Consider the following 25,276-nt stretch of genomic DNA (forward strand, 5'->3'; position numbering starts at 1 on the left):
GATAGTATGACCGTGGCAGAACGCATCCATCCCCGCGAAATCATCGCTGCCTTCGATTGGTGGCGCGATGCAGGCGTGGATTGCGACTTCGGCGATGACGTTACGGACTGGCTGGCGGAACCGCCGGCGCAAGCCGCCGCCGAAGGTCCCGCGCGCAAGCCCGCAGCGCCGGTTGTTTCCGAACCGGCTCCGTCCCCGAAAATCGACCTGCTCGGCTCCAATCCACCCGCCGATCTGGCAGCCTTCCGCGAATTCTGGCTCTCTGAGCCCGCGCTCGATGCCGTCGGCCCGCGTGGCCGGGTGCCGCCGCGCGGGGAAACAGGTGCCAGGCTGATGGTGCTGGTGATGGACCCCGAGGCAGGCGACGCCGACAGCCTGCTGTCGCAGGCGCAGGGGCGGCTGCTCTCGCGGATGCTCGCGGCGATGGAAGTTCCCGAAAGCGAGGTCTATTTCGCTTCCGCCCTGCCCCGCCACATGCCGATGGCCGATGGCGCAGCACTGGCAGCGCAGGGATTCCACGAAGTTTTACAGCGCCATATCGCGCTGGCCGCGCCGCAGCGAATCCTTGCCTTTGGAGGCAACATCCTGCCGCTTTTGGGGCACAATGCGGCGCAAGACTCTGCCGCTTTGGAATTTTTCAACCATGAAGGCTCCAGGGTTCCGTTGCTGGCTTCCGAGGGGCTCGACAGCCTGATGGCAATGCCCCGGCTGAAAGCACGCTTCTGGCGCAGGTGGCTCGATTGGACAGGCAAGCAGGCATGAACGGTGCCCAACGGTTGAAATCTCTGGGATTTGCGCTGCTTGGCGGCGTGGCTGCGCTGTCCGCCGTGCCCGTCGCTGCGCACAACAGCGCCGCCGAATATTTCCGCGCCCGCGCCGAAAGCAAGAACGTGCCGCAGGTGCTGAGCGACCGGGATCGCGATTACTACCGCGAAATCTTCGACGCCATCACGCGCGAGGATTGGCTGAAGGTCGATGACCTGCTCGACGGCCGCGAGCCGGGCCTGCTCCACCAGGTCGCTTTGGCCGAATATTACACCCATGCGCGCAGCCCGCGCGTTTCCGCCGAACAGGTCACCGCCTGGTTCGCCATGGGCACCGAACTTCCCCAGGCCGAACAACTCGGCAAGCTCGGCCTCAAGCGCGGGCTCGAAGTCCTGCCCGAACTGCCGCAGGAGCAACCGCTTTCGCGCCAGCCCTATGCCTCGAAGCGGATCCTGCCCCGCTCGGTCAATGACGGGACCATGCCCGAGGAAATCCGCAAGGAGATCCTCCAGCATATCGTCGATGACGATCCCGAGGGCGCTCGCATCCTGCTCGACGGGATCGATGCGCTGTTGAGCCCCGAAGCGCGCGCCGAATGGCGCCAGCGGGTCGCCTGGAGCCACTACATCGAAAACCGCGACAGTGCCGCGCTGGCGATTGCGCAGACTGCGGCAGAAGGCGCGGGCGCCTGGGTTGCGGAAGGCGAATGGGTGGCGGGTCTTGCTGCATGGCGGCTGGGCGATTGCGCCTCGTCCGCGCGCGGCTTCGCTCGCGCCGCCGAGCTATCGACCAATGTCGAACTGACCACGGCGGCGCATTTCTGGGCCGGGCGCGCCTACACCCGTTGCCGCCAACCCGCCGAAGCGACCCAGCACCTGCAATCCGCCGCGCGTTACGACGAAACGCTTTATGGAATGCTTGCGCTCGAACAGCTCGGGCAGACGATCCCGGAGGAACATGCCGGGGCGGATTTCTCGCCCGAAGACTGGCAGCGCCTGCGCAATGACAACAACGTCCGTGTGGCGGTGGCGCTGATCGAGATCGGTCGCGGCGATCTCGCCGATGAAGTCCTGCGGCACCAGGCGCGGATCGGCGCCAGCTCCGAATATGCAGCCCTCTCGCGCCTTGCACGCGAACTTGGCCTTCCGCAGACCCAACTCTGGATGGCGCACAACGCACCGCGCGGTGCGCAGCCGCTGCCCGCGCTTCGCTACCCAACGGCGCGCTGGCGGCCGACAAGTGGCTGGCAGGTCGATCCCGCGCTCGCCTTTGCCCACGCACTGCAGGAATCGAATTTCCAGACCAATGCGGTAAGCCCTGCAAACGCTCGCGGGCTGATGCAGATCACGCCCATTACCGTGCGCCAGCATGCACCGCGGCTCGAAATGAACGCGAGCTACGTCAATCTGGACGATCCCGAGGTGAATCTCGCATTCGGCCAGCGCAATCTCGAGATGCTGCGCGATTCCGCCGCCACGCAGGGCCTGCTGCCCAAGATCATGGCCGCATACAATGCCGGGCTCAATCCGGTCGGCCGCTGGAACAGCGAAGTGCGCGACCAGGGCGATCCGCTGCTCTACATGGAAAGCATCCCCTATTGGGAAACGCGCGGATATGTCGCGATCGTGATGCGCAATTACTGGATGTACGAGCGGCAATCGGGCGCACCTTCCTCAAGCCGCCAGGCGCTGGCGCAAGGCATGTGGCCCGCCTTCCCCGAAAGTCGCGGGCCGAGTGCCGTGCGGCTGACGCGCACCAATTGAGGCCGGGCGATGGCGATCGACCTCGAACGCAGCTTCAAGCCGATCAACATTGCCGTCCTGACCGTTTCGGACACGCGCACTGCCGAGAACGACACGTCTGGCGACATCCTCGCCGAACGGATCGCAGCATCCGGGCACCGTCTCGCAGCGCGGGCGATCGAGCGCGACGATGCCGCCCTGCTTGTGAATCGCTTGATCGGCTGGATCGAAAACCCGGAAATCGATGCGATCGTTTCGACCGGAGGAACCGGCCTCACCGGGCGCGATGTCACCCCCGAAGCGCTCGACCGCGTCAAAGCGGCCACAGGCGGCAGGGACATTCCCGGCTTCGGCGAGTTGTTCCGCTGGCTCAGCTTCAAATCGATCGGCACCAGCACCATCCAGAGCCGCGCCTGCGCCATCGTGGCGGGTGGAACCTATATCTTCGCCCTCCCCGGCTCCAACGGCGCGGTGAAGGACGGATGGGACGGCATCCTCGCGGAACAGTTGGACAGTCGCAACCGGCCCTGCAATTTCGTCGAACTTATGCCGCGCCTGCAGGAGAAATAGGGGCTGTCCCGAGTCGTTTGTTCCGTGTATGTTCTCATTCATGGAGAGCGCAGGCAAACGATCGATACAACCGCCCCTTCAGGGCAGAGGTGCCCAGTCCGGAGCAGTTTCGACCCGCTTCGGGCTTTCCGAACGCGAGGCCGATGGCGATTGGCGCGATTATATGGCGCTGCTTGGCGGTCCTCCGGTGAAGCTGCGCACGCATGTTACCGAGGAGCACCCCCGCAGTATAATCAGCTTCAATACATCGCCGGACTTGCCGTTCGACAGATCGATCAACGCCTATCGCGGGTGCGAGCACGGCTGCGTCTATTGTTACGCCCGCCCTACCCACGCCTATCACGACCTTTCACCGGGGCTCGATTTCGAAACGCTGCTTTACGCCAAGCCCAATGCGGCGGAGATATTGCGCGCATCGCTGGCGAAGCCACGCTACCGCCCCGCACCGATCGCGATGGGCACCAATACCGATCCCTACCAGCCGATCGAGCGGCAATACCGCATCACGCGCGACGTGCTGAATGTGTGCCTTGAGGCACGCCACCCGGTCACGATCACCACCAAGTCCGACCGCGTGCTGGACGATCTCGACCTGCTTGAAGAGATGGCACGGCACGGTCTGGTTGCAGTCGCGATATCCGTAACCAGTCTCGACCCGAAGCTCTCGGGCAAGCTCGAACCGCGCGCAGCTTCGCCCGCCAAGCGACTCGCAGCATTGGGAAAACTGGTCGAAGCGGGAGTCCCGACGCATTGCTCGGTCTCGCCAATCATCCCAGCCATAACCGATGAGTTCATGGAGGAGATCGTCGAGCGCGCAGGAGCCTTGGGAGTGCGCTCGGTTGGGTGGATTCCCCTGCGCCTGCCACACGAGGTTTCGCCGCTGTTCCGCGAATGGCTGGATGTACACTTCCCCGAGCGTGCAGCCAAGGTGATGAGCATTGTGCGCTCGATCAGGGGTGGGCGCGACAACGATCCCGGCTTCTTCAGCCGGATGAAGCCGCAAGGCGTATGGGCAGAGCTGTTCCGGGCGCGCTTCCGCCTCGCCCGCAAGCGCGCAGGGATGGAGAAAGTGCGGATCGAGCTCGATTGCTCCGGCTTCAGGCGCCCCGAGATGGGCGGGCAATTGCGCTTGCTTTAATTGCGCAGGCTGCGTTGCATATAGACCGTATCCAGCCTGCGGCCGAACTTGAAGCCGACATCGCGCATCCGCCCGGCTTCGGTAAAGCCCAGACTGGAATGGAGCGCCACGCTGGCTGGCTCGCCGCCGCCAATCACCGCGATCATCTGTTCGAAGCCGCATGCCTGCGCCTGCTTAAGCAATTCCGCCAGCAGGAGCTTGCCGATCCCGCGCCCGCGCTCGCGGTCGGCAACGTAAATGCTGTCTTCGCAGGTCCGCGCATAGGCCGGGCGGTCGCGAAACTGGGTAGCATAGGCATAGCCCAACACGCGCCCGTCCTCGCGGCAGGCAATGAAGGGCCAGCCGCGCTCGGTGATATAGCCGATCTTGTCCTGCCAGAACGGAAGGTCAGGCGGGACGGTATCGAACGAGGCTGTGCCATTGAGTACGTGGAAGGCATAGATCGAGCGGATGGCCTCAGCGTCAGTTACCGAGGCTTGCCCGATTTCCACGGTCAGCCGAAACCTCCGCCAACTTCGCCCGGCTTGAAGCGGACCAATCGACTGTCGACCAGCGCGGCGGTGCGGTTGACCACGGCGTGCTGGTAGTCAGGGTCCTTGATCATTTCGAAGAAGGCCGCGCTGTCGGGATATTGCGCCACGAAACCGTCATGCCACTGGCGATCTTCCGGCCCGGTCACCATGCACTGGAACGCTCCCCGCCATATGATCTGCCCGCCCACGCGGCGGAAGATCGGCCCGGATGTATGGCCATATTCCTCATAGGCACGCCGCCCGCTCCAGCCCTTGCCCGCATTTGCGTGACCCGCCGGATATTCGGCGAGATCGCGATACAGCAGCAGGTTGAGCATGTGGATGGGCTCGTCGCGCGGCAGCCCCTTGAACGCTTCAAAATTTGCGCGACTCGGATCGATGTAGACGCTCATCTTCGTTCCCCTCTCGCTAGCGGACTTGTATCTCACGCCATTCGCCCGGGCCAAGCCCTTCGATGGTCCAGTCGCCGACCTGCCAACGCACCAGCCGCAAGGTCGGGTGGCCTACCGCAGCGGTCATGCGCCGCACCTGGCGATTGCGCCCTTCGGTGATGGTCAGCGATATCCAGCTGTCGGGCACATTCTTGCGGAAGCGGATCGGTGGATCGCGCTCCCATAGGCTGGGCGCCACGATCGCCTCCACCTTGGCCGAGCGGGTCATCCCGTCATTAAGCATCACGCCGGTGCGCAAGCGGGCAAGCGCTGACTCTTCGGGTATGCCCTCTACCTGCGCGAGATAGGTCTTGGGCATCTTGTGGCGCGGCTCGGCAATCCGCGCCTGCAGTTTCCCGTCATCGGTCAGCAGCAACAGACCTTCGCTGTCCTTGTCGAGCCGCCCTGCCGGATAAACGCCGGGCAGGCCGATCAGGTGCGCAAGAGTGTCGCGCGCGTCGCCACCTCTCCCCCCAGTGAATTGCGACAAGACCCCGTAGGGCTTGTTGAGGAGGACCAGCCGGCTCACGCCTCCAGTCTATAGTCCTTGAACCGGTCGCGCAGGTCCTTCTTGCTGATCTTGCCGGTGGCGGTGTGCGGGATATCATCGACGAATTCGACCGCATCGGGCAGCCACCATTTCGCGATCAGCGGACGAAGGTGCTCGATGATGTCATCGCCGGAGCAATCGGCCCCCTCCTTCTTCACCACGAACAGAACCGGGCGTTCGTCCCACTTGGGGTGGTAGATGCCGACGCATGCCGCTTCCGCCACGGCGGGGTGACCGACAGCGGCATTCTCGAGCTCGACCGAGCTGATCCATTCGCCGCCGGACTTGATCACGTCCTTGGTGCGGTCGGTCAGCTGTAACGTGCCATCCGGGTGGATGATGCCCACGTCACCCGTGTCGAACCAGCCTTCGTTGTTGATCGCGTCCTGCTCGGCCTTGAAGTAACGCCGGATGATCCAGGGGCCACGGATCTGCAGCGCGCCGCTGCTCTTCCCGTCGCGCGGAAGCTCGGTGATCATGTCGTCCAAGTTGACGGTGCGCAGCTGCACGCCGAAGATCGGGCGGCCCTGCATCGCGGTGCGGTCAACCTTTTCCTCGAAGCTGAGCTGGTCCCAATCCCAGCTTGGCCCGCCAACGGTGCCGATCGGGCTGGTCTCGGTCATGCCCCAGGCATGCTGGACGCGGGTGCCGTTTTTCATCAGCCGTTCGATCATGAAGCGCGGACAGGCCGAGCCGCCGATCGTCGCTGCCTTGAGCGGCGGAAGGTCGATCCCTTCCTTGTCGCAATATTGGAAATGCGCGAGCCAGACCGTGGGCACGCCGGCGGAATCGGTCACGCCTTCGTCCATCATCAGCTTGTGCAGCACCGCCGGATCGTTGACCGCGCTGAACACGAACTTGATCCCCGCCATCGCGCCCGAATAGGGCAGGCCCCAGCTGGCGGCGTGGAACATGGGAACAACCGGCAACATCACCGAAGAGCTGCTGAAATTGAAAGCGGCAGTCTGCAGCCCGGCCATTGCGTGCAGCAAGGTCGAACGGTGCTCATACTGCACGCCCTTGGGATTGCCGGTGGTGCCCGAAGTGTAACAGAGCATACACGGATCGCGCTCGTCGCCGATGACCCATTCGAAATCGCCGTCCTGTGCGCCGATCCAGTCTTCGAAGGCAATCGAGTGCTCGCCCGAATCGTAGCAGACGTAATGCTCGACAGTGGTCCAGCGGTCCTTCATCCGGTCGACGATCGGCTGGAATGCCGCGTCATAGCACAGCACCTTATCCTCGGCGTGGTTGACGATGTATTCAAGCTGGTCGTCGAACAGGCGCGGGTTCACAGTATGCAGCACCCCGCCCATCCCGGCGACGCCATACCAGCTCACCAAATGGCGCGAATGGTTCATCGCGAGGCTGGCGACGCGATCGCCCTTCTTGACCCCCATTGCCTGCAGCGCCTGTGCCATCTTCAGCGCATCGGCGCGAATCCCGGCCCAATTGGTGCGGGTCTGGCTGCCGTCGGCCCAGCGGGTCACAATCTCGCGCTGGCTCGCTTCGCGTGCAGCGTGATCGATCACCGCGGTTACCCGCATGGTCCAGTCCTGCATTGCCCCCAACATCGGCTTCCTCTCCTTGTATTCAATGACGTTTGGCCTCTCATGCCGAGGCGTGGCGCGATTGGCAATTGCCAGCAAGTGCTAGGACCTCGGTGAGGCCGCCTAAACTGCCGTCAGGCTACCAGCCGCAGATTCGGCTTCACACGCACCGGCTGGAGCTGGACGTTCTCGATCCCTTCGATCGCGGCCAGCCGTTCGGCCAATTCGCCGTCGAGCATGAAATCGCGACCCAATCGCACTTGCGCAAACTCGCCCGGCCCCACGAGCACGCGCGCGACCACTTCGCCCTGACCTTCGTCGCCGGGCGCAAGCTCGAGGTGCAAATCGGCCAGCGCCTCACGGCTGAGCAGGTCGAGCGACATCCACATGCGGATCGAACCTTTCACCTCGGCCAGCGGGCGCGCGCCACGCACGGTAATGCGCGGGGGCTCGCTCGGGTTGGGTGAGTCGAGTTCCACCTGCAGCAAGATGCAGGTGCCTTCTGCGGCCCAGCGTTCGAATTGCGGGACGAGGCTTTCCTCGAAACATGCCGCCGAGAACTGGCCGGAGGCATCGGAGAAGTCGCCGCGGATGAATTCCGCACCGCGCTTGGTGCGCCCCTTGCTGAAGCCTTCGACCATGGCGGCCATCACAGCCGGTGCGCGGCCGCCCGAAGGTGCACCTGCTGCCATGATGCTCTGGTAGGAGCGCGCGCCATTGGCCGAAGCGACATGCCAGTGCTGCTGCACCGGATGGGCGGAGAAATAGAAGCCGAAATTCTCGCGCTCTTTCGCCATCTGCTCGATGCGCGACCAGCGCGGGGTTTCAGGCAGGCGCAGGCTGTCATCCGCTGCGGCTTCCCCGCCGAACAGCGCCGCTTGCCCGCTGGCACGTTCGCGCTCGGCCGCATCGGCCACCGCCAGCAGTATGTCGGCATTGGCGAACAGCTTCGCCCGGTTGTCATCGAGGCAATCGAGTGCGCCAGCCGCCGCGAGCCCTTCCAGCTGGCGCGAATTCATCGCACCCTTGGGTATCCGCTCGAACAAATCCTTGAGGCTGGTAAACGGGCCGGAAGCCTCGCGTTCGGCGATGATCGCTTCCATCGCCTTGTCGCCGACATTGCGGATGCCCGCCAGCGCATAGCGCACGGCATAGCCGTGGTCGGTCTGCTCGACGGTGAAGCGCGCTTCGGAATGGTTGATACAGGGCGGCAATATCTCGATCCCGCCATCGGCGCCCGGATAGCGGCGCGCATCGTCAACGAACACGGCCAGCTTTTCCGATTGGTGCATGTCGAAGCACATCGAAGCGGCGTAGAATTCTTCGGGATAATGCGCCTTCAGCCACGCCGTCTGGTAGGCGAGCAGCGCATAGGCTGCGGCGTGCGACTTGTTGAAGCCATAACCGGCGAACTTGTCGATCAAGTCGAACAATTCGTTCGCCTGGCTGCGTTCGATGCCCGAAATTTCCTTACACCCGTCGATGAAGCGCGCCCGCTGGGCATCCATTTCGGCCTGGTTCTTCTTGCCCATGGCGCGGCGCAGCAGGTCGGCGTCGCCGAGCGAATAGCCCGCGAGGATCTGCGCGGCCTGCATCACCTGTTCCTGGTAGACGAAGATGCCGTAGGTTTCGGCGAGGATGCCTTCGAGCTTGGGATGCGGATATTCGATCGAGGCTTCGCCATTCTTGCGCTTTCCGAACAGCGGGATGTTGTCCATCGGGCCGGGGCGATAGAGCGAAACGAGCGCGATAATGTCACCGAAATTGGTGGGCTTCACAGCCGCCAGCGTTCGCCGCATCCCTTCGGATTCGAGCTGGAACACGCCCACCGTATTGCCCGACTGGAGCAGGTCATAGACCGCCGGATCGTCCCACTCGAGCGCGCCGAGGTCAATTTCGATCCCGCGCCCCGCCAGCAAATCCACCGCCTTGCGTAGCACCGACAGCGTCTTGAGGCCGAGGAAGTCGAATTTCACCAGCCCCGAGCTTTCGACATATTTCATGTCGAACTGCGTCACCGGCATGTCCGAGCGCGGATCGCGATAGAGCGGCACAAGCTGCGCCAGCGGCCGGTCGCCGATCACCACGCCCGCGGCATGGGTCGAGCTGTTGCGCGGCAGGCCCTCCAACTGCAGCGCAAGGTCGACCAGCTGCTTCACTTCATTGTCGTTCTCATACTCCCGCCGGAAATCCGCCGCGCCATTGAGTGCGCGCGGCAAGGTCCAGGGATCGGTCGGGTGGTTGGGCACCATCTTGCAGAGCCGGTCGACATGGCCATAGCTCATCTGCAGGATGCGCCCGCAATCGCGCAGCACTGCGCGCGCCTTCATCTTGCCGAAAGTAATGATCTGCGCGACGTGATCGTGCCCGTACTTCTGCTGGACATAGCGGATCACTTCGCCGCGCCGCGTTTCGCAAAAGTCGATATCGAAGTCCGGCATCGACACGCGTTCGGGATTGAGGAAACGTTCGAACAGCAGGCCCAGCCGGATCGGATCGAGATCGGTGATGGTCAGCGCCCAGGCAACCAGCGAGCCTGCGCCCGAACCGCGCCCCGGCCCCACCGGAATGCCATTGTCCTTGGCCCATTTGATGAAATCGGCAACGATCAGGAAGTAACCCGGGAAGCCCATCTTCACGATCACGTCGACTTCATAATCGAGGCGGTCGAAATAGGCCTGCCGCTCTTCCGGCGCGAGTTCGCCATAGGGCTCAAGCCGTGCCTCCAGCCCCTTGCGCGCATCCTCGGCCAGCATCCGCGCTTCGCCTTCGAGGTCGCCCGCAAGGCTGGGCAGGATTGGCTTGCGATCGGGCGCTATCGCGGCGCAGCGCTGCGCAATCACGAGGCTGTTGGCAGTCGCTTCAGGCAGGTCGCCGAACAGCTCATGCATCATCGGGGCCGATTTGACCCAAGCGTTGCGATTGGTGTGCAGCCGGTCTTCGGCATCGACATGGGTCGAATTGGCGATGCACAGCATCGCGTCATGCGCCTTGTGGAAATGCGGCTCGGCATATTGCGCGGGGTTTGTCGCCACCAGCGGAAGGCTGCGCGCATAGGCCAGGTCGATCAGCGCCTCTTCGGCGGCCTGGCAGGCCGGATCGCCGTGCCGCGCCAGCTCGATATAGAACCGCCCGAGGAACAGCGCCTGTAGTCTATCGCACAGCGCCTCGGCATGGCTCTGCTGCCCCTCGGCGAGCAAACGGGTGAGCGCACCCTCGCCTGCGCCGCTGAGCGCAATCAGGCCTTCGGTGTGCCCTTCAAGGTCTTCAAGCCGGACATGCGGCTCGAACTCCAGAGGCCGGTCGAGATGCGCCTTGGAAACAAGGTGGCAGAGATTGTCGTATCCGGCCTCGTCCTGCGCATAGAGCGGCAGATAATCTACCTGCTTGCCCTCTTCATCGCGCGCCACGCCCAGCAATGCGCCGATGATCGGCTGCACGCCTTCCGCCATGCAAGCGCTGGCAAAGGCGACCGCGCCATACAGCCCGTTGCGGTCGCAGATCGCGATTGCCGGGAAGCCGCGCTCCTTTGCCAGTTTGGCGATCGCCTTGGGATCGATCGCCCCTTCGAGCATCGAATAGGATGATTGCACGCGCAGCGGGACGAAGGGGGCGTAGGCCATGCCGCTACTTTAGGATTTGGCGCGCGATTCGGAAGCGCCCACGCGCGCTAATTCTCCACAAGTGGACAAGCTGCGTTACAGCAGCTTCTCGATGTCCTTTGCGATCCGTTCAGGCTTGTCGGTCGGGGCATAGCGACGCACCACCTTGCCATCGCGGTCGATCAGGAATTTGGTGAAGTTCCATTTGACCGAAGTGGAACCCATCAGCCCTTTCGCCTCGCCCTTCATCCAGTCATAGAGCGGTGACGCGTCGGGCCCGTTGACGTCGATTTTCTGCATCAGCGGGAAGGTGACGCCGAAATTGATCTTGCAGAATTCCTGGATTTCGTCGGCATTGCCGGGCTCCTGCGCGCCGAACTGATTGCAGGGAAAGCCCAGCACTTCAAAGCCGCGATCCCTGTATTGCTGGAAGATCTTCTCGAGCCCGTCATACTGCGGGGTGAAGCCGCATTTGCTGGCGGTGTTCACCACCAGCAGCACTTTGCCGAGCTTGTCCTTGAGGTCGAGCTGCTCGCCGCGATTGGTCGTGACGGTGAAATCGGCGATCGTGGTCATTCGAGCGGCTCCTTGCGGCGGCGATAGGTCAGGTCATAGCGCGTCGACCAGGTCAGTCCATGGTCGAACGAAGCCTCACCATGCTGCCGCACCGTTTCGCCGTCAATCGGCGTGAAGGTCTGGCGTACCATCGCATCCTCGCCGTTCGGCCCGAAGCCCTGCCAATAGCCGGTCATCGCCATGCCGCCTCCTGCCGGACCGCCGATGAATTCCACCGGCCCGGGCGCAGCGCCGATCCAGAACTGCCGCCAGAGGCCGGTCTGCGGGTCATATCCGTTAAGGCTGCCACCGCCCGGCCCGTTGAGCGGCATCCAGTTCTCTCTTACCGCGCAGCCGAGATAGAGCTTCTCTATCCGGCTGTGCGCGACGAGGTTTTCCCGGCCGATGGGATAAACGTCCCACTCACCCAGCCAGAAATCGAATGCCGCGAATTCTGCGCTATTGCAGCCCGGCGGCGGCGGCAGAACGGGTGATTGCGCCGGCGTGGCGCTAGCCTGCATCAGGAATATCGACGCGATGATACTGAACATTTTTGCCCCCCTGTCCCGAACTCGGGAACCAATGGGCCAGAAGGTCACCGGTGGGCGCAAGCCAGTATAGACGAGCGCCATTGCGCGCTCGACGGAGGCGTTCAGCTGCGGGGGAAGCCCTCGCGCGCGGCCAATGCAGCGATATCGGCATAGTCCAGGCGACGCCCACCGGCCTTCTGGATCGCATATTCCATGCGCTTGTCTTCCGGAAGCAACATCACATAGCGGACGAGTTCGGCCAATGTGCCCTGGCGCAGGATCTTGGCGGCATCGAGCAATCCGCCACCGTCATCCGCGCGATGGAGCGAGCTGTAAGCGTCCCAATCGACAGTTCCACCCATATAAGGCTCCTGTTCCCAATTGCTTCTGCCACTCGACCCTAGCCAGAAAGCTGCCCTGCTTGAAGGACTAATCGGGCTATGCCCTATTCGAGTACACCTTCGTGCAACCGCACGACGCGGTCCATTCGGGCCGCAAGCCGCTCGTTATGCGTTGCGACCAGCGCTGCACTGCCTTCTCCGCGCACCAGCGCGAGGAACTGCGCCAGCACCCGATCCGACGTGTGCTCGTCGAGATTGCCGGTCGGCTCGTCGGCCAGCACCAGCATCGGGCGATTGGCGAGCGCACGGGCCACCGCCACGCGCTGCTGCTCGCCGCCTGAAAGCTGGCTCGGGCGGTGCTCCATCCGGTGACCCAGCCCAAGCGCCGTTAGCAATTGCTCGGCGCGTGCGTCCGCCGCCTCGCGGTCTACGCCCGCGATCATTTGCGGCATCACGACGTTTTCGCGCGCGTTGAAATCGGGCAGCAAGTGGTGGAACTGGTAGACGAAGCCGAGATGGTCGCGGCGCAGGCGCGTGCGCTCGTCGGTCGGGAGCGAACTCGCTTCCTCGCCCGCGATCATGATCGATCCTTCGAAACCGCCCTCGAGCAGACCCACCGCCTGCAGCATGGTCGACTTGCCGGTGCCCGAAGGCCCAAGCAGCGCCACGATCTCTCCCGGCATGATGTCGAGATCGACCCCGCGCAACACTTCGATCACTGTGTCGCCCTGCCGGAAGCTGCGCTTGAGCCCGCGCAGGCGCACCACCGGGCGGGCCGTGGCCTGCTGCTCATTCATAGCGCAGCACCTCCACCGGATCGGTACTTGCCGCCTTCAGCGCGGGATAGAGCGTCGCAAGGAAGCTCAGCGTGAGCGCCAGCAGCACGATGCCCACCACTTCGATCGGATCGGTGCGCGAAGGCAGCGTCGAGAGGAAGCGGATCGATGGATCCCACAGGTTCTGGCCCGTCACGATTTCGATGAAGCGCACAATCTGCTGGCGGAAAATGAGCACCAGGAATCCGAAGCCGAGCCCTGCAACCGTGCCAATCGCGCCCACGGTGAACCCGGTGGTGACGAAGATCTTCATCAGGCTGCGCCGCGTGGCGCCCATGGTGCGCATGATCGCAATGTCGCGGGTCTTTGCGCGAACCAGCATCACAAGGCTCGAAAGGATATTGAAAGCCGCAACCAACACCATGAAACTCAATGCGAAAAACATCGCAACGCGTTCCACCTGCAAGGCTTCGAACAGCGTTGCGTTCATGGTCTTCCAATCGGCAATCACTGCACGCCCGGCCACCTTTTCCTGCACCGGTGCAAGGATTTCACCCACCTTGTCGGGATCGGTCACCTTAACTTCGATCATGCCTACCGAATCGCCCATCAGCAGCAACGTTTGCGCATCGGCCATCGGCATCATCACGAATTTCTCGTCATAATCGTAGATCCCGACTTCGAAGATCGCCGCGACGCGATAGCCCACTTGCCGCATCGACGTGCCGAACGGCGTCGCGCGGCCTTGCGGATTGATGATGGTGATGGTGTCACCCACCCGCGCACCGATGTTCTGCGCCAAACGCGAGCCGATCGCCACATTGCCTGCGTCGGGCCGTAACTCCGAGATGTTGCCCAGCAGCACGCGATCGGCCAGCCCGGCGAGGTCGTCCTGCGTCTGTCCGCGCACGAAAATGCCTTCTACGCGCCCGTTGAACGTCACCAACAGCGGCTGCTCGATCAGCGGCGAGGCCTCGACCACGCCCGGCGTCTGGCGCACTTCGGCGAGCACTTCCTCCCAATTGTCGAGCCGCCCGCCATAGGCCTGGACGATCGCGTGCCCGTTGAGCCCCACGATCTTGTCGAGCAATTCTGCGCGGAATCCGTTCATTACGCTCATCACCACTACCAGCATGGCGACGCTGAGCATGACCACGCCAACGCTGATCCCCGCGACCAGCGCAATGAAGGCCTCCCCCTTGCCCGGCAGGAGGTAGCGTATGGCAATCATCCGTTCGAAGGGAGACAGGATCACGATGCGTAAGTCTTTGTGGCAGCGGCGATGAACCGAGGATGTAGGGCGATGGCGAGCGCCGCGCAATGGACCGCGCAGCCACTTTCCCTATGAAAAGCGTGTGTCAGGCGCAGGAGCGCCCTTGTAATCGGGCCGTAACATCGCCATTGACCCGCCACGGACACGGCACGCGGCAGCAGGCAGGCGCACAGATGACCAGCTCTATGAACTGGACCAACCCATTCCTTGATGCGGATGGCGACAAGCTGCGCGAGGAATGCGGCGTTTTCGGCGCGATCAACGCGACCGATGCAACCGCGCTCACCGCGCTGGGCCTCCACGCGCTCCAGCACCGCGGTCAGGAAGCCGCCGGCATCACCAGCTATGACGGGGTCGAATTCTTCTCCCGTCGCGGGCTTGGCCATGTGGCGGAGAATTTCTCCTCACCCGAAGTGATCGCCGAATTGCCGGGAACGATGGCAGCAGGCCATGTGCGCTATTCGACTACCGGCGGTGCGGGCCTGCGCAATGTGCAGCCGCTCTATGCCGATCTTGCCAGCGGCGGCTTCGCAGTGGCGCATAACGGCAATATCTCGAACGCACAGGCGCTGCGCAGCGATCTGGTGCGCCGCGGGGCGATCTTCCAGTCGACTTCGGACACGGAGGTGATCATCCACCTCGTCGCCACCAGTCGCTATCCCACCATGATCGACCGGCTGGTCGATGCGCTGCGGCTGGTCGAAGGCGCATACTCGCTGATCGTGATGACGCCCGAAGGCATGATCGCCTGCCGCGACCCGCTGGGCATTCGCCCGCTAGTGATGGGCCGCATGGGCGACGCCGTGGTGTTCGCCAGCGAAACGGTCGCTTTCGACGTCGTCGGTGCAGAATTCACTCGCGAAGTCGAACCGGGCGAACTGATCCGCGTCGATTTTTCGGGTGAAGTGCAATCGCTCCACCCCTTTGGTCGGCACAACCCGCGCCCCTGCATCTTCGAGCACGTCTATTTCAGCCGGCCCGATTCGATGTTCGCCGGCCATACGGTCTATGAAGCGCGCAAGGCGATCGGCCAGCAGCTCGCCATCGAGAACCCGGTCGACGCCGATCTGGTGGTGCCGGTGCCCGACAGCGGCGTGCCCGCCGCAATCGGCTATGCCCAGCAATCGGGCGTGCCCTTCGAACTCGGTATTATCCGTTCGCACTATGTCGGGCGCACTTTCATCCAGCCTTCGGACGGCGCGCGCAATTCGGGCGTGAAACGCAAGCACAACGCCAATCGCGGCCTCGTCCAGGGCAAAAGGATCGTGCTGATCGACGATTCGATCGTGCGCGGCACCACATCGCTCAAGATCGTCGAAATGATGCGCGATGCGGGCGCCAGCGAAGTGCATTTCCGCGTGGCCAGCCCGCCCACAGCGCACAGCTGCTTCTACGGCGTCGACACGCCCGAGCGCAGCAAGCTGCTTGCCGCGCGGATGGACATCGAAGCGATGCGCGAATTCATCAAGGCCGACAGCCTTGCTTTCGTATCGATCGACGGTCTTTACCGCGCGGTCGGTGCGGCACGGCGCGACAATGCCAAGCCGCAATTCTGCGACGCCTGCTTCACGGGCGATTACCCCACTTCGCTGACCGACCTTGCCGCGAGCAAGGGCGAAGCGGCACAGCTTTCATTCCCCGATCACAAGGCAGCCTGAATCATGGCGACAAGCACACCTTTTTCAGGGCGGCTGGCGCTCGTCACCGGTGCAAGCAAGGGCATCGGCGCTGCGACCGCCAAGGCGCTGGGTGCGGCTGGCGCACATGTGGTGCTGGTCGGTCGTGACGTCAAAGCGCTCGAAGACGTCGAAGACGCCATTCATGCCGCTGGCGGCAGTTCCACGATCGCTCCGCTCGACCTGACCGAACCCGACTCGATTGCGCGGCTGGCCAACGCCATCGCCGGGCGCTGGGACAAGCTCGATTACCTCGTGCTTTCGGCAGCATATCTGCCGACGCTTACGCCGGTAACGCAGATCGAAGCGCCGCAGTTCAACCGCGCGCTCAATCTCAACGTCGTCGCGACTCAGGCGCTGCTTTCGGTATTCGATCCGATGCTCAAGCGCGCCGATGCCGCGCGCGTGATCGGCCTCACCAGCAGCGTCGGGGCCGGTCCGCGCGCCTATTGGAGCGCCTATGGTTCGACCAAGGCCGCCTTCGACAACATTCTGAGCTGTTACGCTCAGGAAATTGAAAAAATTAGCAATATTCGCGTTGCAATCGTCGATCCCGGCGCCACCCGCACCGAGATGCGGGCCAAGGCCTATCCGGGCGAGGATCCCGCCACAGTCAAGCCGCCGGAAGAGGTTGCAGACCGCTTGATGTCATTGCTGCAAAGCGACTTCCCGACCGGGCATCGCGAACGCGTAGACGGCTGAAATAGCTGAATTCCTTAAAGTTAAGCATGCGCTAACCATCCCGCGGAACCAGTTGGTAACCGCGATCAGTCAACGTGCGTGAAGCCTGACGCCAAGAGTGCGCCCCAAAGGGTCGATCGAGAGGCGCGCCACGGCGTCTGGCGAGATACGCTGATTGAGGAATTTTCGCGATGCAGACCACGCATGATCGATACCAACTAGCCGCGCAGGAGGATCGCTGCGCGCCCCGCACCAAGCTCACCATTCCGGCGACGCTGCGGGCTTCGGGCGGCCGCGCCTTCCAGAGCGTGGTGCACGACCTGTCGATCTCCGGCTTCTCGGCCGCATCGATCAACCGCATGCATGACGGGCAACTCTGCTGGCTTACCCTGCCCGGCCTCGAATCGCTCCAGGCGCAGGTGGTGTGGTGGGACAATTGCATTGTCGGCTGCGCCTTCACCGAGCTGCTCAGCCCGATCGTGCATGACAACATCCTGCAACGCTACAGCAACACCGGGATCTACCGCAGCTCCTGTTGAGCACCTGTCCGTAGTCCCCGAGAATCGCCGCCGCCGACCACCTCCCTCCTAGTCGGCTGCGGCGATTTTTTGTGCCACGCCGAGCCACAGCGCGCGGTTGTCACGGCTGGTGGCAGTGGGCCAGTTGCTCACCACGGCAATCACCAGCCGCTCAGCGGGCATGATGGTGATCGACTGGCCGAAGATGCCCTGCGCACCGTAATTCGCGCCGGGATAGGTCCACCACTGGTAGCCATAGCCGAAGCCGGTATCGCCAAAGTCGACCTTGGAATCGCCCGCCTCGCCAAACCAGCCATCCGGCACAGTGCCATTGCCGCCTTCCATCGCGAATTGCCCCATGCGTGCATAGTCGGCGAGCCGCAGCGAGAGGCAGCAGCCGCCGATATTCCCGCCGCGCGGGTCGACCATCCAGAACAGGCCACCCTCGAAGCCGGCGGGGTCGACGATCTTTTCCTTGGCGTATTCGGCCAGCGACAGGCCCACCGCATTTTCGACCAGCACGCCGATCAGATTGGTTTCGCCGGTCTTGTAGACCCATTTTTCACCCGCCTGAGCTTCGCGCGAAAGCGCGCGCATCTGCTCCACGATTGCTTCGGGCCCGTATTCGACCACGAAACGGTTCATCTGCGCCACGTCGCTGTCGGGATCGGTATAATCCTCGTTCCACTTCACGCCCGAAGTCATGGTGGCGAGTTGCTCGACCGTAACCCCGTCATAAGCCGAACCCTCCAGCTTCGGGATATAGCGGGTCACGGGATCGTCGAGGCTGTTTACGAAGCCGTCGGCCACCGCCGCACCAAGCAGGGTAGAAGTGAAGCTCTTGGCGACCGAGAAGCTGGTCCAGCGCTGATCCGGCCCAAAACCGAGCCCATAGGCCTCGAAGCGCTTCTTGCCGTCCTGCAGCACCATCACGCCCGCCGCATTGGACGCTTCCATCGCTGCGCGGATCTCGTTCGCGAGCACCGGATCGAGCGGAGCGCCTTCGCCCAGCAAACGCGGCTCTGCTGCAGCCGCGACTTCGTGCCCTGCGAACCATGCCTCCATGTTGCGGAAGCGCTCCGAACGCTGGGCGTCGTTCCAGAACAGCACTTCCAGTTCGGCAGGATCATGTTCGGGTGGGGTCACCATGGTGACGGGGTGCGCAGAATGCGCCGCCGGAGCGGTCGTCTCCGCATAGGCGGTGGTAAAGCCCGCAAGCGCAAGCGCCAGCGCCATCGCTGCGCCGCCCAGTATCATTCGCATCCTATTCTCCCTTGACCAGCGTGACCTGGTGAACATCGATCAATCCGCCGCGGAACCCGCCTTCGCAATACATCAGGTAATAGCGCCACAGGCCGATGAAGCGATCATCGAAACCGGCAGGCAACCGACCTTCGCTCACCGCTGCATCGAAGCGCTCGCGCCACAATCGCAGCGTTTCGGCATAGTCGAACCCGAAATCCTCTTGTTCGCGCCATTCCAGCCCGCGCTCTTCGGCCAGGCGGCGGAATTCGCTGTTACGGATCAGCAGGCCGCCCGGAAAGACATAGGCCTGGATGAAGTCCGCGCTGGCAGCATAGGCCTCGAACAGATCGTCCTGCAGCGAGATATACTGGATCGCTGCACGCCCCCCCGGCTTCAAATTGCGCGCGATGCAATCCATGAAGGTCGGCCAGTATTCGCGGCCCAGCGCCTCGACCATCTCGACGCTGACGATCGCGTCATACTGGCCCGAAGTGTCGCGATAATCCTGCTTGAGGAATTCGATTCCTTCCTGCTGGTGTTCGCGCGCCCAATCCAGCTGCGCATCGGACAGGCTGATGCCTGTTACTTGCCGCCCCTGTCGCTGCAGGAAATCCGCCAACGAGCCCCAGCCACAGCCGATCTCAAGCACGTCATGCGCATCCCCGATCCGCTGCGAAAGCGCTTCCCACTTGGCCCGCTGCGCCGCGGCAAGGTCACTGGCCCCCGCGAAACGCGCGGAGGAATAGGTCATGCTCGGATCGAGCCATTGCGCGTAGAAATCATTGCCCAGGTCGTAATGCGCGTGGATGTTGCGCCGCGCGCCCTCGCGGCTGTTGCGGTTGAGCCGATGCGCCAGCCGCGCGGCGAGCCTGAAGGCGCCCCTCGCCCGGCCGACATTGCCCAATTCCGACGAATTGTCGGTGAAAAGCGCGAACAGCTGCACAGGCTCAGGGCTTTCCCATTCGCCTGCGTCCCATGCCTGGTACCAGCCGATCGAGCCGCTCGTTGCCAGCCGCACCAGCGCACGCCAGTCATTGAGAGTGACTTCGGCCTCGAAGCCGGGGGCGCGGCCTCCGAGCAGCCGTGTCGATCCGTCGGGCAAATGGCCGAGCAGCGAACCGCGCGCCATTCCCGCATCGATTCGGTCGAGAATCTTGCCGAAACCGGGGGCGAGGAAGCGCGCAATCATCCCCGGGCGGCGAGCAAAACGCGCCCCGCCGCTCAGCAATCTTTCTCCGCGTTTGATCCCCTCTACTTTCATGCAGGCTATATGGCGCTGTCATGCAAGGGGAACAAGGTCAGCCGCTGTTCTTCAACGCCTTGTACGCAGCCAGTGCGCGCTCGCGGCCTTCCCTGTGGCCAACGATCTTCTCGGGATATTGCCCGCGCAAATGATCGGGCGGATCGTGGACAAAGGGCTCGTCCAGATCGGCCAGTTCGGGCACGTAGGTTCTGATATAGCCCGCTGCGTCAAACTTCTCGCTCTGGCTTAGGGGCGCCATGATCCGCACGAACATGTTCGAATCGACACCTGTGCCCGCGACCCACTGCCAATTGGTGGCGTTGCTCGCATAATCGGCATCGACCAGCGTGTCCCAGAACCACCTCTCACCCACGCGCCAGTCGATCAGCAAATGCTTGATCAGGAAGCTGGCGGCGATCATCCGCACGCGGTTGTGCATCCAGCCGGTCTGCCACAGCTGCCGCATTCCGGCATCGACGATGGGATAACCGGTGCGCCCCTGTTGCCACGCCTTCAGGTCGCGCGCGGCGCTCTCGTCGGTTTCGGGATCGCGCCATTCGATCCGGTCGAACTCCTCGCGGTAATTTTCGAGCGCATAGCGCGGGAACTGGCAAATCGCGTTCTGCGCGTAATCGCGCCAGATCAGTTCCTTCTCGAATGTACGCCAACCGGTTGAACGCTTGTGCTTGAGTGCATGCCAGATCTGGACCGGGCTAATCTGCCCGAAGTGCATGTACGGCGAAAGCTGGCTGGTCTTGTCGACGCTCGGGAGGTTGCGCGCCTCACCATAGTCGTCGACATGGTCTTCCCACCATTCGAGCCGCTCATGCGCGGCGGCTTCACCCACTTGCCAGAATTCGCGCATGCCGCCCGCCCAATCGGGCTTTGTTGGGAGCAGTTGCCAGTCCGCCAAATCTTCGCTGGCGGGCCAGCTTTCCGGCGGAGCCAGCGCCTCGGGCTCGGACAACGCGGCGCGCGGCGGAAGCTGCTCGAGTGTCGCTTTCGAGAAGGGCGTGTAGATCTTGTACGGCCCGCCCGATCCGGTCGTCACCGCGCCGGGCGGCAGCAGGTAATTGGAATCGTAGAGCCTGAGGTCGAGACGTTCCTTCAGCTCACCTTGCGCCTTGCGCCACCATGGCTCGTAATGGCGGTTGGCGTGGACAGCTTCCGCGCCAGTTTCTCGCGAGATCTTGCAAAGCTCCTCCACCGCATCTCCGCGGCGCAGGATCAGGCGGCCTCCGCGCGCTTCTAGGCTGCGTGCCATGCTTTCGAGCGAATGGTGCAGCCACCAGCGCGAGGCGCCGCCATATCTGTGTGAACCCGGGCGCTCGTCATCAAGCACATAGACCGCGATCACCGGGCCAGCCTGCGCAGCGTAATAAAGCGCGGGATTGTCCGCCATGCGCAGATCGCGCCGCAGCCAGACGATTTGAGGAGAACTCAATCCTACCTCCGTTCGCCCTGAGCCTGTCGAAGGGCTGCTTTTCTTGAAGTGAAGGACTGGGCTTCGACAAGCTCAGCCCGAACGGTGTTGGGCAGTAAGCGATTTACCTGGAGGGAAGTTCCTCACATTTCACATCGGGCAATGAGACCGCGAAACGATCCCGCGCGCGCGGATCGTAAAAGCGGGCGTCGCGCAGGATGACCGAGCCGTCGGTTGCGCGTTCGGCAAATGGCGCGCGCGACCAGAGCATGAATGCGGCCGCCTCTCCAGACTGTGCCCCCGCATCGTCCGGCATACCGCACAAGACAATACCGGGTGCCCTGTAACCGTAACCAATGTCCTCACCGGACCATGTAGTGGAATACCAGCGACCGTCCGCTGACTCGATGATCCTCTCACGGACCCAGAATGCCAAGGGAGGCGGGCTGGCGATTGCCAGAACCGGATAAGGTTCTGACGAGGTGCCCCTCACGGTTTCATTGTAATATGTGATGGCCCAATTCATCCCGATATACGCAAGCGCCACTGCAATCGCGATCCGCGCCGGTCGCATCCACTCGCCGCCCTGCCTTTCGCGCCGCAGCGAGAACCATGTCGCAAAGCCCAGCAGCACCCACAGCCACACATCGATGATGAACAGCGTGTCGCCATAGAACCATTGGCTCGAAAACGGTTCGAGGAAGCGCACACCATAGACATTGAGCCAGTCGAGCGCCGGGTGGCTGAGCGTGGCGATGAAACCCAGCAGGAACAGCCATTTGAAATTGACCGGCAAGCGGTCCTTCGGGCGCGTACCCCGCCGCTCCTGCCAGCGATCATAACCCCACAACAGCCCTGCCAGCATCAGTGGCAGCAGCAACCATGCGATCGGGCCATGCGTGATCCCGCGCCGGAAACCGAGGTGCTCCACCCCCTCCAGCCAGAAGAAGCATGCCGCATCGACATCGGGCAGGTTCGCGCCGATGATCAGCGCGGGCATGGCCAGCCCGGTCTTCTTCTTCAGCCCGGCCTGCCCCAGCAGCGCGCCGACAAGGCTATGGGTGATATTGTCCATCGGGCGAAACTAACCGCGCTGGATCAGCCCTCCACCGTCCAGGTCTGCCCGCTGCCGAGCAGCTTGGCGAGGTTCGCTTCCTTGCCCGCAGTCGCCTTTGCGCGCTCTTCGGCCACGCCGCTTTCGAAGGTCGGGCGCGGATCGTCATAGAGCACGCCCAGCGCCATCGGGAACGGGCCGAACGGCAGTTCGACCAGCATGTGCGCGATCGAACGGTTGGTGACGTCGTGCACGATCACTCCGGCGGCTTCCCAGTCGCCGTCGGCCACGTCGACCACCTTGAGGCACAGGTTCTCATTGTCGAGCGCGATCCCCTGCGTGCCACCGGCAAACAGCATCGGCTGCCCGTTTTCGAGCCAGAGCTGGCGATCTTCCGCACCCTTGGGCGCGGCGAAATCGTTGAACACGTCCTTGTTGTAGACGATGCAGTTCTGGAAAATCTCGATGAAGGCGGCGCCCTGGTGCGCATGCGCGGCCTTCAGCACTTCGGGCAGGTTCTTGGACACGTCGAAGCCGCGGCCAACGAAGCGCGCGCCAGCGCCCAGCGCAAAGGCGCAAGGGTTGGCGGGCCGGTCGACCGAGCCGATCGGGGTCGACGGGCTGCGCGTGCCGATCCGGCTGGTGGGCGAATATTGCCCCTTGGTCAGGCCGTAGATCTCATTGTTGAACAGCATGATCTGCATGTTCACATTGCGGCGAAGCACATGCAGCATGTGGTTGCCGCCGATGGAAAGGCCGTCGCCGTCGCCGGTCACCAGCCAGATGTCGAGATCGGGATTGGCAAGCTTCACGCCCGTAGCAACCGCGGGAGCGCGGCCGTGGATCGTGTGGAAGCCGTAAGTCTCCATGTAATAGGGGAAGCGGCTGGAACAGCCGATCCCGCTGATGAAGACCGTGTTCGACGGGTCAGCGCCCAACTGCGGCAGCGTGCGCTGCACCGCCTTGAGGATCGCATAGTCGCCGCAACCCGGGCACCAGCGCACTTCCTGGTCGGTTTCCCAATCCTTGAGCGTGGTTTCGATCTTGGTCATCTCGTTCATGCCAAGGCCTCCTCAATCGCAGCTTCGAGCTCGTGGACATAGAATGGCTGTCCGCTCGTCTTGGTAATCGGTTGCGCATCGACCAAATACTGGTCGCGCAGCACGGTCTTGAACTGGCCGGTGTTCATTTCGGGCACCAGCACCTTGTCATAGCTCTTGAGCAGCTCGCCAAGGTTGCCCGGCAGCGGCCAGATATGGCGCACATGGATGTGGCTGACGTCGAGCCCCTTGTCGCGCGCGACGCGCACCGCACGGTGGATCGGGCCGAAAGTGCTGCCCCAGCCGACGACCGCGAGCTTGCCTCCCGGCGCGCCTATGCACACGTCCTGGTCGGGCACGCTGACCCCCAGCACCTTGTCCTTGCGGGCATCGGTCATCGCCTGGTGGTTGGCGGGCGAATAGTCGAGATGGCCGGTGTTCAGCTGCTTTTCGATCCCGCCGATGCGATGCATCAGCCCCGGCGTGCCGGGCTTGATCCACGGTCGCGCGCCCTTGTTGTCGCGCTTGTATGGCAGAAGCTGGTCGCCATCGTTCTTCTCGGTCAGGAACTTGGCCGGGAACGGCGCATAGCTGGCCGGATCGGGCACTTTCCACGGCTCCGCAGCATTGGCAATATAGCCGTCGGTCAGCAGCATGACCGGAGTCATGTATTCCACCGCGATGCGGCAGGCCTCGATGGCGCATTCGAACGCGTCTTCGGGGCTGCGCGCGGCGATCACCGGCAGCGGCGCATCGCCATTGCGGCCATAGACCGCCTGGTAGAGGTCGCTCTGCTCGGTCTTGGTCGGAAGGCCGGTCGAAGGGCCACCGCGCTGCGAATTGACGATCACCAGCGGCAATTCGGTCATGATCGCGAGGCCCATCGCCTCGGTCTTGAGCGCGATGCCGGGGCCGGACGAGCTGGTCACGCCCAGGCTGCCGGCATAGCTCGCGCCAATCGCGGCGCAGATCGCGGCGATCTCGTCCTCGGCCTGGAAGGTCGTGACGTCATATTGCTTGAGCCGCGCAAGGTGATGCAGGATCGCGCTGGCGGGAGTGATCGGGTAGCCACCGAAGAACATCGGTAACCCGGCGAGCTGCGCACCCGCAACCAGCCCGAGCGAAACCGCTTCGGCGCCGGTGATGGTGCGGTAAAGCCCCGGTTCGGCGGGCATCGCAGGCATGTGCACCTGCTTGAGCGGCCCCGAAAGCTCAGCCGTTTCGCCATAGGCGTGTCCGGCGTCGAGCGCCGCAATATTGGCTTCCGCAAGCTCGGGCTTCTTGGCGAACTTCGCACGCAACCAGTCATGGATCGGCTCGCGCGGACGGTCGAACATCCACAGCGCAAGGCCCAGCGTCCACATGTTCTTGCAGCGCAGCGCATCCTTGTTGCCAAGGCCGAAGGGTTTGACCGCTTCGATCGTCAGCGCGCTGATGTCGAAAGCCAGCAAGTCGTATTTGGCGAGGCTGCCGTCTTCGAGCGGGTTCGCATCGTAATGCGCCTTGTCGAGGTTGCGCTTGCTGAACTCACCGGTGTCGGCGATGATCAACCCGCCCGGCTTGAGCGCCGAAAGGTTGGTCTTCAGCGCGGCGGGGTTCATCGCCACCAGCACATCGGGTGCGTCACCCGCCGTATTGATCTCGCGGCTGCCGAAATTGATCTGAAACGCCGAGACGCCGAACAGCGTGCCCTGCGGCGCGCGAATCTCCGCCGGGAAGTCCGGAAAAGTGGCAAGATCGTTGCCCGCCAGCGCGGTGGAGAGCGTGAATTGCCCGCCGGTCAGCTGCATGCCATCGCCGCTGTCGCCCGCAAAGCGGACCACCACGGCATCGGGTTGCTGCGAAAGTGCCGGCTCGTGCGGCGTATCAGCGGCCTGGGTCGCCATGTGTATTCCTCGTCGCGCGCCCTGTCGGACAAGACGCCTTTCCATTGCTGGAGGCCACCTATTGCGCGGCTCCTGCTCCCGCAATGAAGTTTTTCTCCTCTAGTCACAAATGTCGAGTGGAAATGGAGGTGGCCCGACACTAACCTGTCGAAAA

Annotated in this window: 23 protein-coding genes; 7 read left to right on the forward strand and 16 right to left on the reverse strand. The window is 63.3% G+C overall.

What is annotated here, in order from left to right; genetic code table 11:
- Nucleotides 1-12: 12 nt before the first annotated feature.
- Genes ACUJ47_RS04060 through ACUJ47_RS04075 form a run of 4 tightly spaced genes read left to right on the forward strand, consistent with a single transcriptional unit; the run spans nt 13 to nt 4,215 of the window.
- Nucleotides 13-762, forward strand: coding sequence for a hypothetical protein (locus tag ACUJ47_RS04060; RefSeq protein WP_445537166.1), 750 nt, complete (start codon nt 13-15; stop codon nt 760-762).
- Nucleotides 759-2,528, forward strand: coding sequence for a lytic transglycosylase domain-containing protein (locus ACUJ47_RS04065; protein WP_445537167.1), 1,770 nt, complete (start codon nt 759-761; stop codon nt 2,526-2,528). Before ACUJ47_RS04060 ends, ACUJ47_RS04065 begins: the two co-directional genes overlap by 4 nt.
- Nucleotides 2,529-2,537: 9 nt before the next feature.
- Entirely contained in the window at nt 2,538-3,077 is a 540-nt protein-coding gene (moaB, locus tag ACUJ47_RS04070) for a molybdenum cofactor biosynthesis protein B (RefSeq protein ID WP_445537168.1), read from the forward strand.
- A 40-nt stretch (nt 3,078-3,117) separates the two neighbouring features.
- Entirely contained in the window at nt 3,118-4,215 is a 1,098-nt protein-coding gene (locus ACUJ47_RS04075; protein ID WP_445537169.1) for a PA0069 family radical SAM protein, read from the forward strand.
- Here the strand turns inward: ACUJ47_RS04075 and ACUJ47_RS04080 are convergent.
- The 10 genes from ACUJ47_RS04080 to ACUJ47_RS04125 form a co-directional block, all read right to left on the reverse strand.
- On the reverse strand, nt 4,212-4,712 hold the full coding sequence (locus ACUJ47_RS04080) for a GNAT family N-acetyltransferase (RefSeq protein ID WP_445538853.1): 501 nt from the start codon (nt 4,710-4,712) through the stop codon (nt 4,212-4,214). The genes ACUJ47_RS04075 and ACUJ47_RS04080 overlap by 4 nt on opposite strands.
- Nucleotides 4,709-5,140, reverse strand: coding sequence for a DUF1330 domain-containing protein (locus ACUJ47_RS04085; protein ID WP_445537170.1), 432 nt, complete (start codon nt 5,138-5,140; stop codon nt 4,709-4,711). Before ACUJ47_RS04085 ends, ACUJ47_RS04080 begins: the two co-directional genes overlap by 4 nt.
- A 16-nt stretch (nt 5,141-5,156) precedes the next feature.
- A complete protein-coding gene (locus ACUJ47_RS04090) occupies nt 5,157-5,708 on the reverse strand; it encodes a pseudouridine synthase (RefSeq protein ID WP_445537171.1) in 552 nt (183 codons plus the stop codon).
- A complete protein-coding gene (locus tag ACUJ47_RS04095) occupies nt 5,705-7,303 on the reverse strand; it encodes a long-chain fatty acid--CoA ligase (protein WP_445537172.1) in 1,599 nt (532 codons plus the stop codon). Before ACUJ47_RS04095 ends, ACUJ47_RS04090 begins: the two co-directional genes overlap by 4 nt.
- Nucleotides 7,304-7,413: 110 nt before the next feature.
- Nucleotides 7,414-10,902, reverse strand: coding sequence for a DNA polymerase III subunit alpha (dnaE, locus tag ACUJ47_RS04100; RefSeq protein WP_445537173.1), 3,489 nt, complete (start codon nt 10,900-10,902; stop codon nt 7,414-7,416).
- 75 nt (nt 10,903-10,977) lie between these two features.
- Complete coding sequence (locus ACUJ47_RS04105; protein WP_445537174.1) at nt 10,978-11,457, reverse strand: glutathione peroxidase; 480 nt, start codon at nt 11,455-11,457, stop codon at nt 10,978-10,980.
- Nucleotides 11,454-11,987, reverse strand: coding sequence for a hypothetical protein (locus ACUJ47_RS04110; protein ID WP_445537175.1), 534 nt, complete (start codon nt 11,985-11,987; stop codon nt 11,454-11,456). Before ACUJ47_RS04110 ends, ACUJ47_RS04105 begins: the two co-directional genes overlap by 4 nt.
- Before the next feature lie 101 nt (nt 11,988-12,088).
- The gene (locus tag ACUJ47_RS04115) at nt 12,089-12,328 is read right to left on the reverse strand and encodes a hypothetical protein (protein WP_445537176.1); all 240 of its coding nucleotides are present in this window, start codon (nt 12,326-12,328) and stop codon (nt 12,089-12,091) included.
- An 83-nt stretch (nt 12,329-12,411) separates the two neighbouring features.
- On the reverse strand, nt 12,412-13,104 hold the full coding sequence (locus ACUJ47_RS04120; protein WP_445537177.1) for an ABC transporter ATP-binding protein: 693 nt from the start codon (nt 13,102-13,104) through the stop codon (nt 12,412-12,414).
- A complete protein-coding gene (locus tag ACUJ47_RS04125; RefSeq protein ID WP_445537178.1) occupies nt 13,097-14,338 on the reverse strand; it encodes a lipoprotein-releasing ABC transporter permease subunit in 1,242 nt (413 codons plus the stop codon). Before ACUJ47_RS04125 ends, ACUJ47_RS04120 begins: the two co-directional genes overlap by 8 nt.
- Before the next feature lie 203 nt (nt 14,339-14,541).
- Here ACUJ47_RS04125 and purF point away from each other — a divergent pair, with 203 nt between their 5' ends.
- The 3 genes from purF to ACUJ47_RS04140 all read left to right on the forward strand — a co-directional run bounded on the left by purF (nt 14,542) and on the right by ACUJ47_RS04140 (nt 17,252).
- On the forward strand, nt 14,542-16,014 hold the full coding sequence (gene purF, locus ACUJ47_RS04130) for an amidophosphoribosyltransferase (protein ID WP_445538854.1): 1,473 nt from the start codon (nt 14,542-14,544) through the stop codon (nt 16,012-16,014).
- Nucleotides 16,015-16,017: 3 nt separating this feature from the next.
- The gene (locus ACUJ47_RS04135) at nt 16,018-16,734 is read left to right on the forward strand and encodes an SDR family NAD(P)-dependent oxidoreductase (RefSeq protein WP_445537179.1); all 717 of its coding nucleotides are present in this window, start codon (nt 16,018-16,020) and stop codon (nt 16,732-16,734) included.
- Between the two features lie 170 nt (nt 16,735-16,904).
- Nucleotides 16,905-17,252, forward strand: a complete 348-nt coding sequence (locus ACUJ47_RS04140; protein WP_354143392.1) for a PilZ domain-containing protein — start codon at nt 16,905-16,907, stop codon at nt 17,250-17,252.
- A 48-nt stretch (nt 17,253-17,300) separates the two neighbouring features.
- Here the strand turns inward: ACUJ47_RS04140 and ACUJ47_RS04145 are convergent, their stop codons facing one another.
- The 6 genes from ACUJ47_RS04145 to ACUJ47_RS04170 form a co-directional block, all read right to left on the reverse strand.
- Nucleotides 17,301-18,494: a serine hydrolase domain-containing protein gene (locus ACUJ47_RS04145; RefSeq protein WP_445537180.1), complete on the reverse strand. Its 1,194-nt coding sequence runs from the start codon at nt 18,492-18,494 to the stop codon at nt 17,301-17,303.
- 1 nt (nt 18,495) lies between these two features.
- Entirely contained in the window at nt 18,496-19,737 is a 1,242-nt protein-coding gene (locus ACUJ47_RS04150) for a class I SAM-dependent methyltransferase (RefSeq protein WP_445537181.1), read from the reverse strand.
- Nucleotides 19,738-19,774: 37 nt separating this feature from the next.
- Entirely contained in the window at nt 19,775-21,163 is a 1,389-nt protein-coding gene (locus ACUJ47_RS04155; RefSeq protein ID WP_445537182.1) for a cryptochrome/photolyase family protein, read from the reverse strand.
- Nucleotides 21,164-21,266: 103 nt separating this feature from the next.
- Nucleotides 21,267-22,217, reverse strand: a complete 951-nt coding sequence (locus ACUJ47_RS04160) for a metal-dependent hydrolase (RefSeq protein WP_445537183.1) — start codon at nt 22,215-22,217, stop codon at nt 21,267-21,269.
- 23 nt (nt 22,218-22,240) lie between these two features.
- Nucleotides 22,241-23,257 (reverse strand): 2-oxoacid:ferredoxin oxidoreductase subunit beta, encoded by a 1,017-nt coding sequence (locus ACUJ47_RS04165; protein ID WP_445537184.1) that lies wholly within the window; start codon nt 23,255-23,257, stop codon nt 22,241-22,243.
- Nucleotides 23,254-25,122: a 2-oxoacid:acceptor oxidoreductase subunit alpha gene (locus ACUJ47_RS04170; protein WP_445537185.1), complete on the reverse strand. Its 1,869-nt coding sequence runs from the start codon at nt 25,120-25,122 to the stop codon at nt 23,254-23,256. The genes ACUJ47_RS04165 and ACUJ47_RS04170 overlap by 4 nt, the downstream gene beginning before the upstream one ends.
- Nucleotides 25,123-25,276: the final 154 nt, after the last annotated feature.

Source organism: Altererythrobacter sp. Z27 (assembly GCF_052683155.1).

What these genes read in the sequence shown, in the direction of transcription:
- ACUJ47_RS04085 (WP_445537170.1), bottom strand. Translation starts at nt 5,140, where the DNA reads ATGAGCGTCTACATCGATCCGAGTCGCGCAAATTTTGAAGCGTTCAAG.
- ACUJ47_RS04170 (WP_445537185.1), bottom strand. Translation starts at nt 25,122, where the DNA reads ATGGCGACCCAGGCCGCTGATACGCCGCACGAGCCGGCACTTTCGCAG.
- ACUJ47_RS04165 (WP_445537184.1), bottom strand. Translation starts at nt 23,257, where the DNA reads ATGAACGAGATGACCAAGATCGAAACCACGCTCAAGGATTGGGAAACC.
- ACUJ47_RS04105 (WP_445537174.1), bottom strand. Translation starts at nt 11,457, where the DNA reads ATGACCACGATCGCCGATTTCACCGTCACGACCAATCGCGGCGAGCAG.
- ACUJ47_RS04065 (WP_445537167.1), top strand. Translation starts at nt 759, where the DNA reads ATGAACGGTGCCCAACGGTTGAAATCTCTGGGATTTGCGCTGCTTGGC.
- purF (WP_445538854.1), top strand. Translation starts at nt 14,542, where the DNA reads ATGAACTGGACCAACCCATTCCTTGATGCGGATGGCGACAAGCTGCGC.
- dnaE (WP_445537173.1), bottom strand. Translation starts at nt 10,902, where the DNA reads ATGGCCTACGCCCCCTTCGTCCCGCTGCGCGTGCAATCATCCTATTCG.
- ACUJ47_RS04120 (WP_445537177.1), bottom strand. Translation starts at nt 13,104, where the DNA reads ATGAATGAGCAGCAGGCCACGGCCCGCCCGGTGGTGCGCCTGCGCGGG.
- moaB (WP_445537168.1), top strand. Translation starts at nt 2,538, where the DNA reads ATGGCGATCGACCTCGAACGCAGCTTCAAGCCGATCAACATTGCCGTC.
- ACUJ47_RS04145 (WP_445537180.1), bottom strand. Translation starts at nt 18,494, where the DNA reads ATGCGAATGATACTGGGCGGCGCAGCGATGGCGCTGGCGCTTGCGCTT.
- ACUJ47_RS04160 (WP_445537183.1), bottom strand. Translation starts at nt 22,217, where the DNA reads ATGGACAATATCACCCATAGCCTTGTCGGCGCGCTGCTGGGGCAGGCC.
- ACUJ47_RS04140 (WP_354143392.1), top strand. Translation starts at nt 16,905, where the DNA reads ATGCAGACCACGCATGATCGATACCAACTAGCCGCGCAGGAGGATCGC.
- ACUJ47_RS04115 (WP_445537176.1), bottom strand. Translation starts at nt 12,328, where the DNA reads ATGGGTGGAACTGTCGATTGGGACGCTTACAGCTCGCTCCATCGCGCG.
- ACUJ47_RS04150 (WP_445537181.1), bottom strand. Translation starts at nt 19,737, where the DNA reads ATGAAAGTAGAGGGGATCAAACGCGGAGAAAGATTGCTGAGCGGCGGG.
- ACUJ47_RS04075 (WP_445537169.1), top strand. Translation starts at nt 3,118, where the DNA reads ATGGAGAGCGCAGGCAAACGATCGATACAACCGCCCCTTCAGGGCAGA.
- ACUJ47_RS04110 (WP_445537175.1), bottom strand. Translation starts at nt 11,987, where the DNA reads ATGTTCAGTATCATCGCGTCGATATTCCTGATGCAGGCTAGCGCCACG.
- ACUJ47_RS04095 (WP_445537172.1), bottom strand. Translation starts at nt 7,303, where the DNA reads ATGTTGGGGGCAATGCAGGACTGGACCATGCGGGTAACCGCGGTGATC.
- ACUJ47_RS04135 (WP_445537179.1), top strand. Translation starts at nt 16,018, where the DNA reads ATGGCGACAAGCACACCTTTTTCAGGGCGGCTGGCGCTCGTCACCGGT.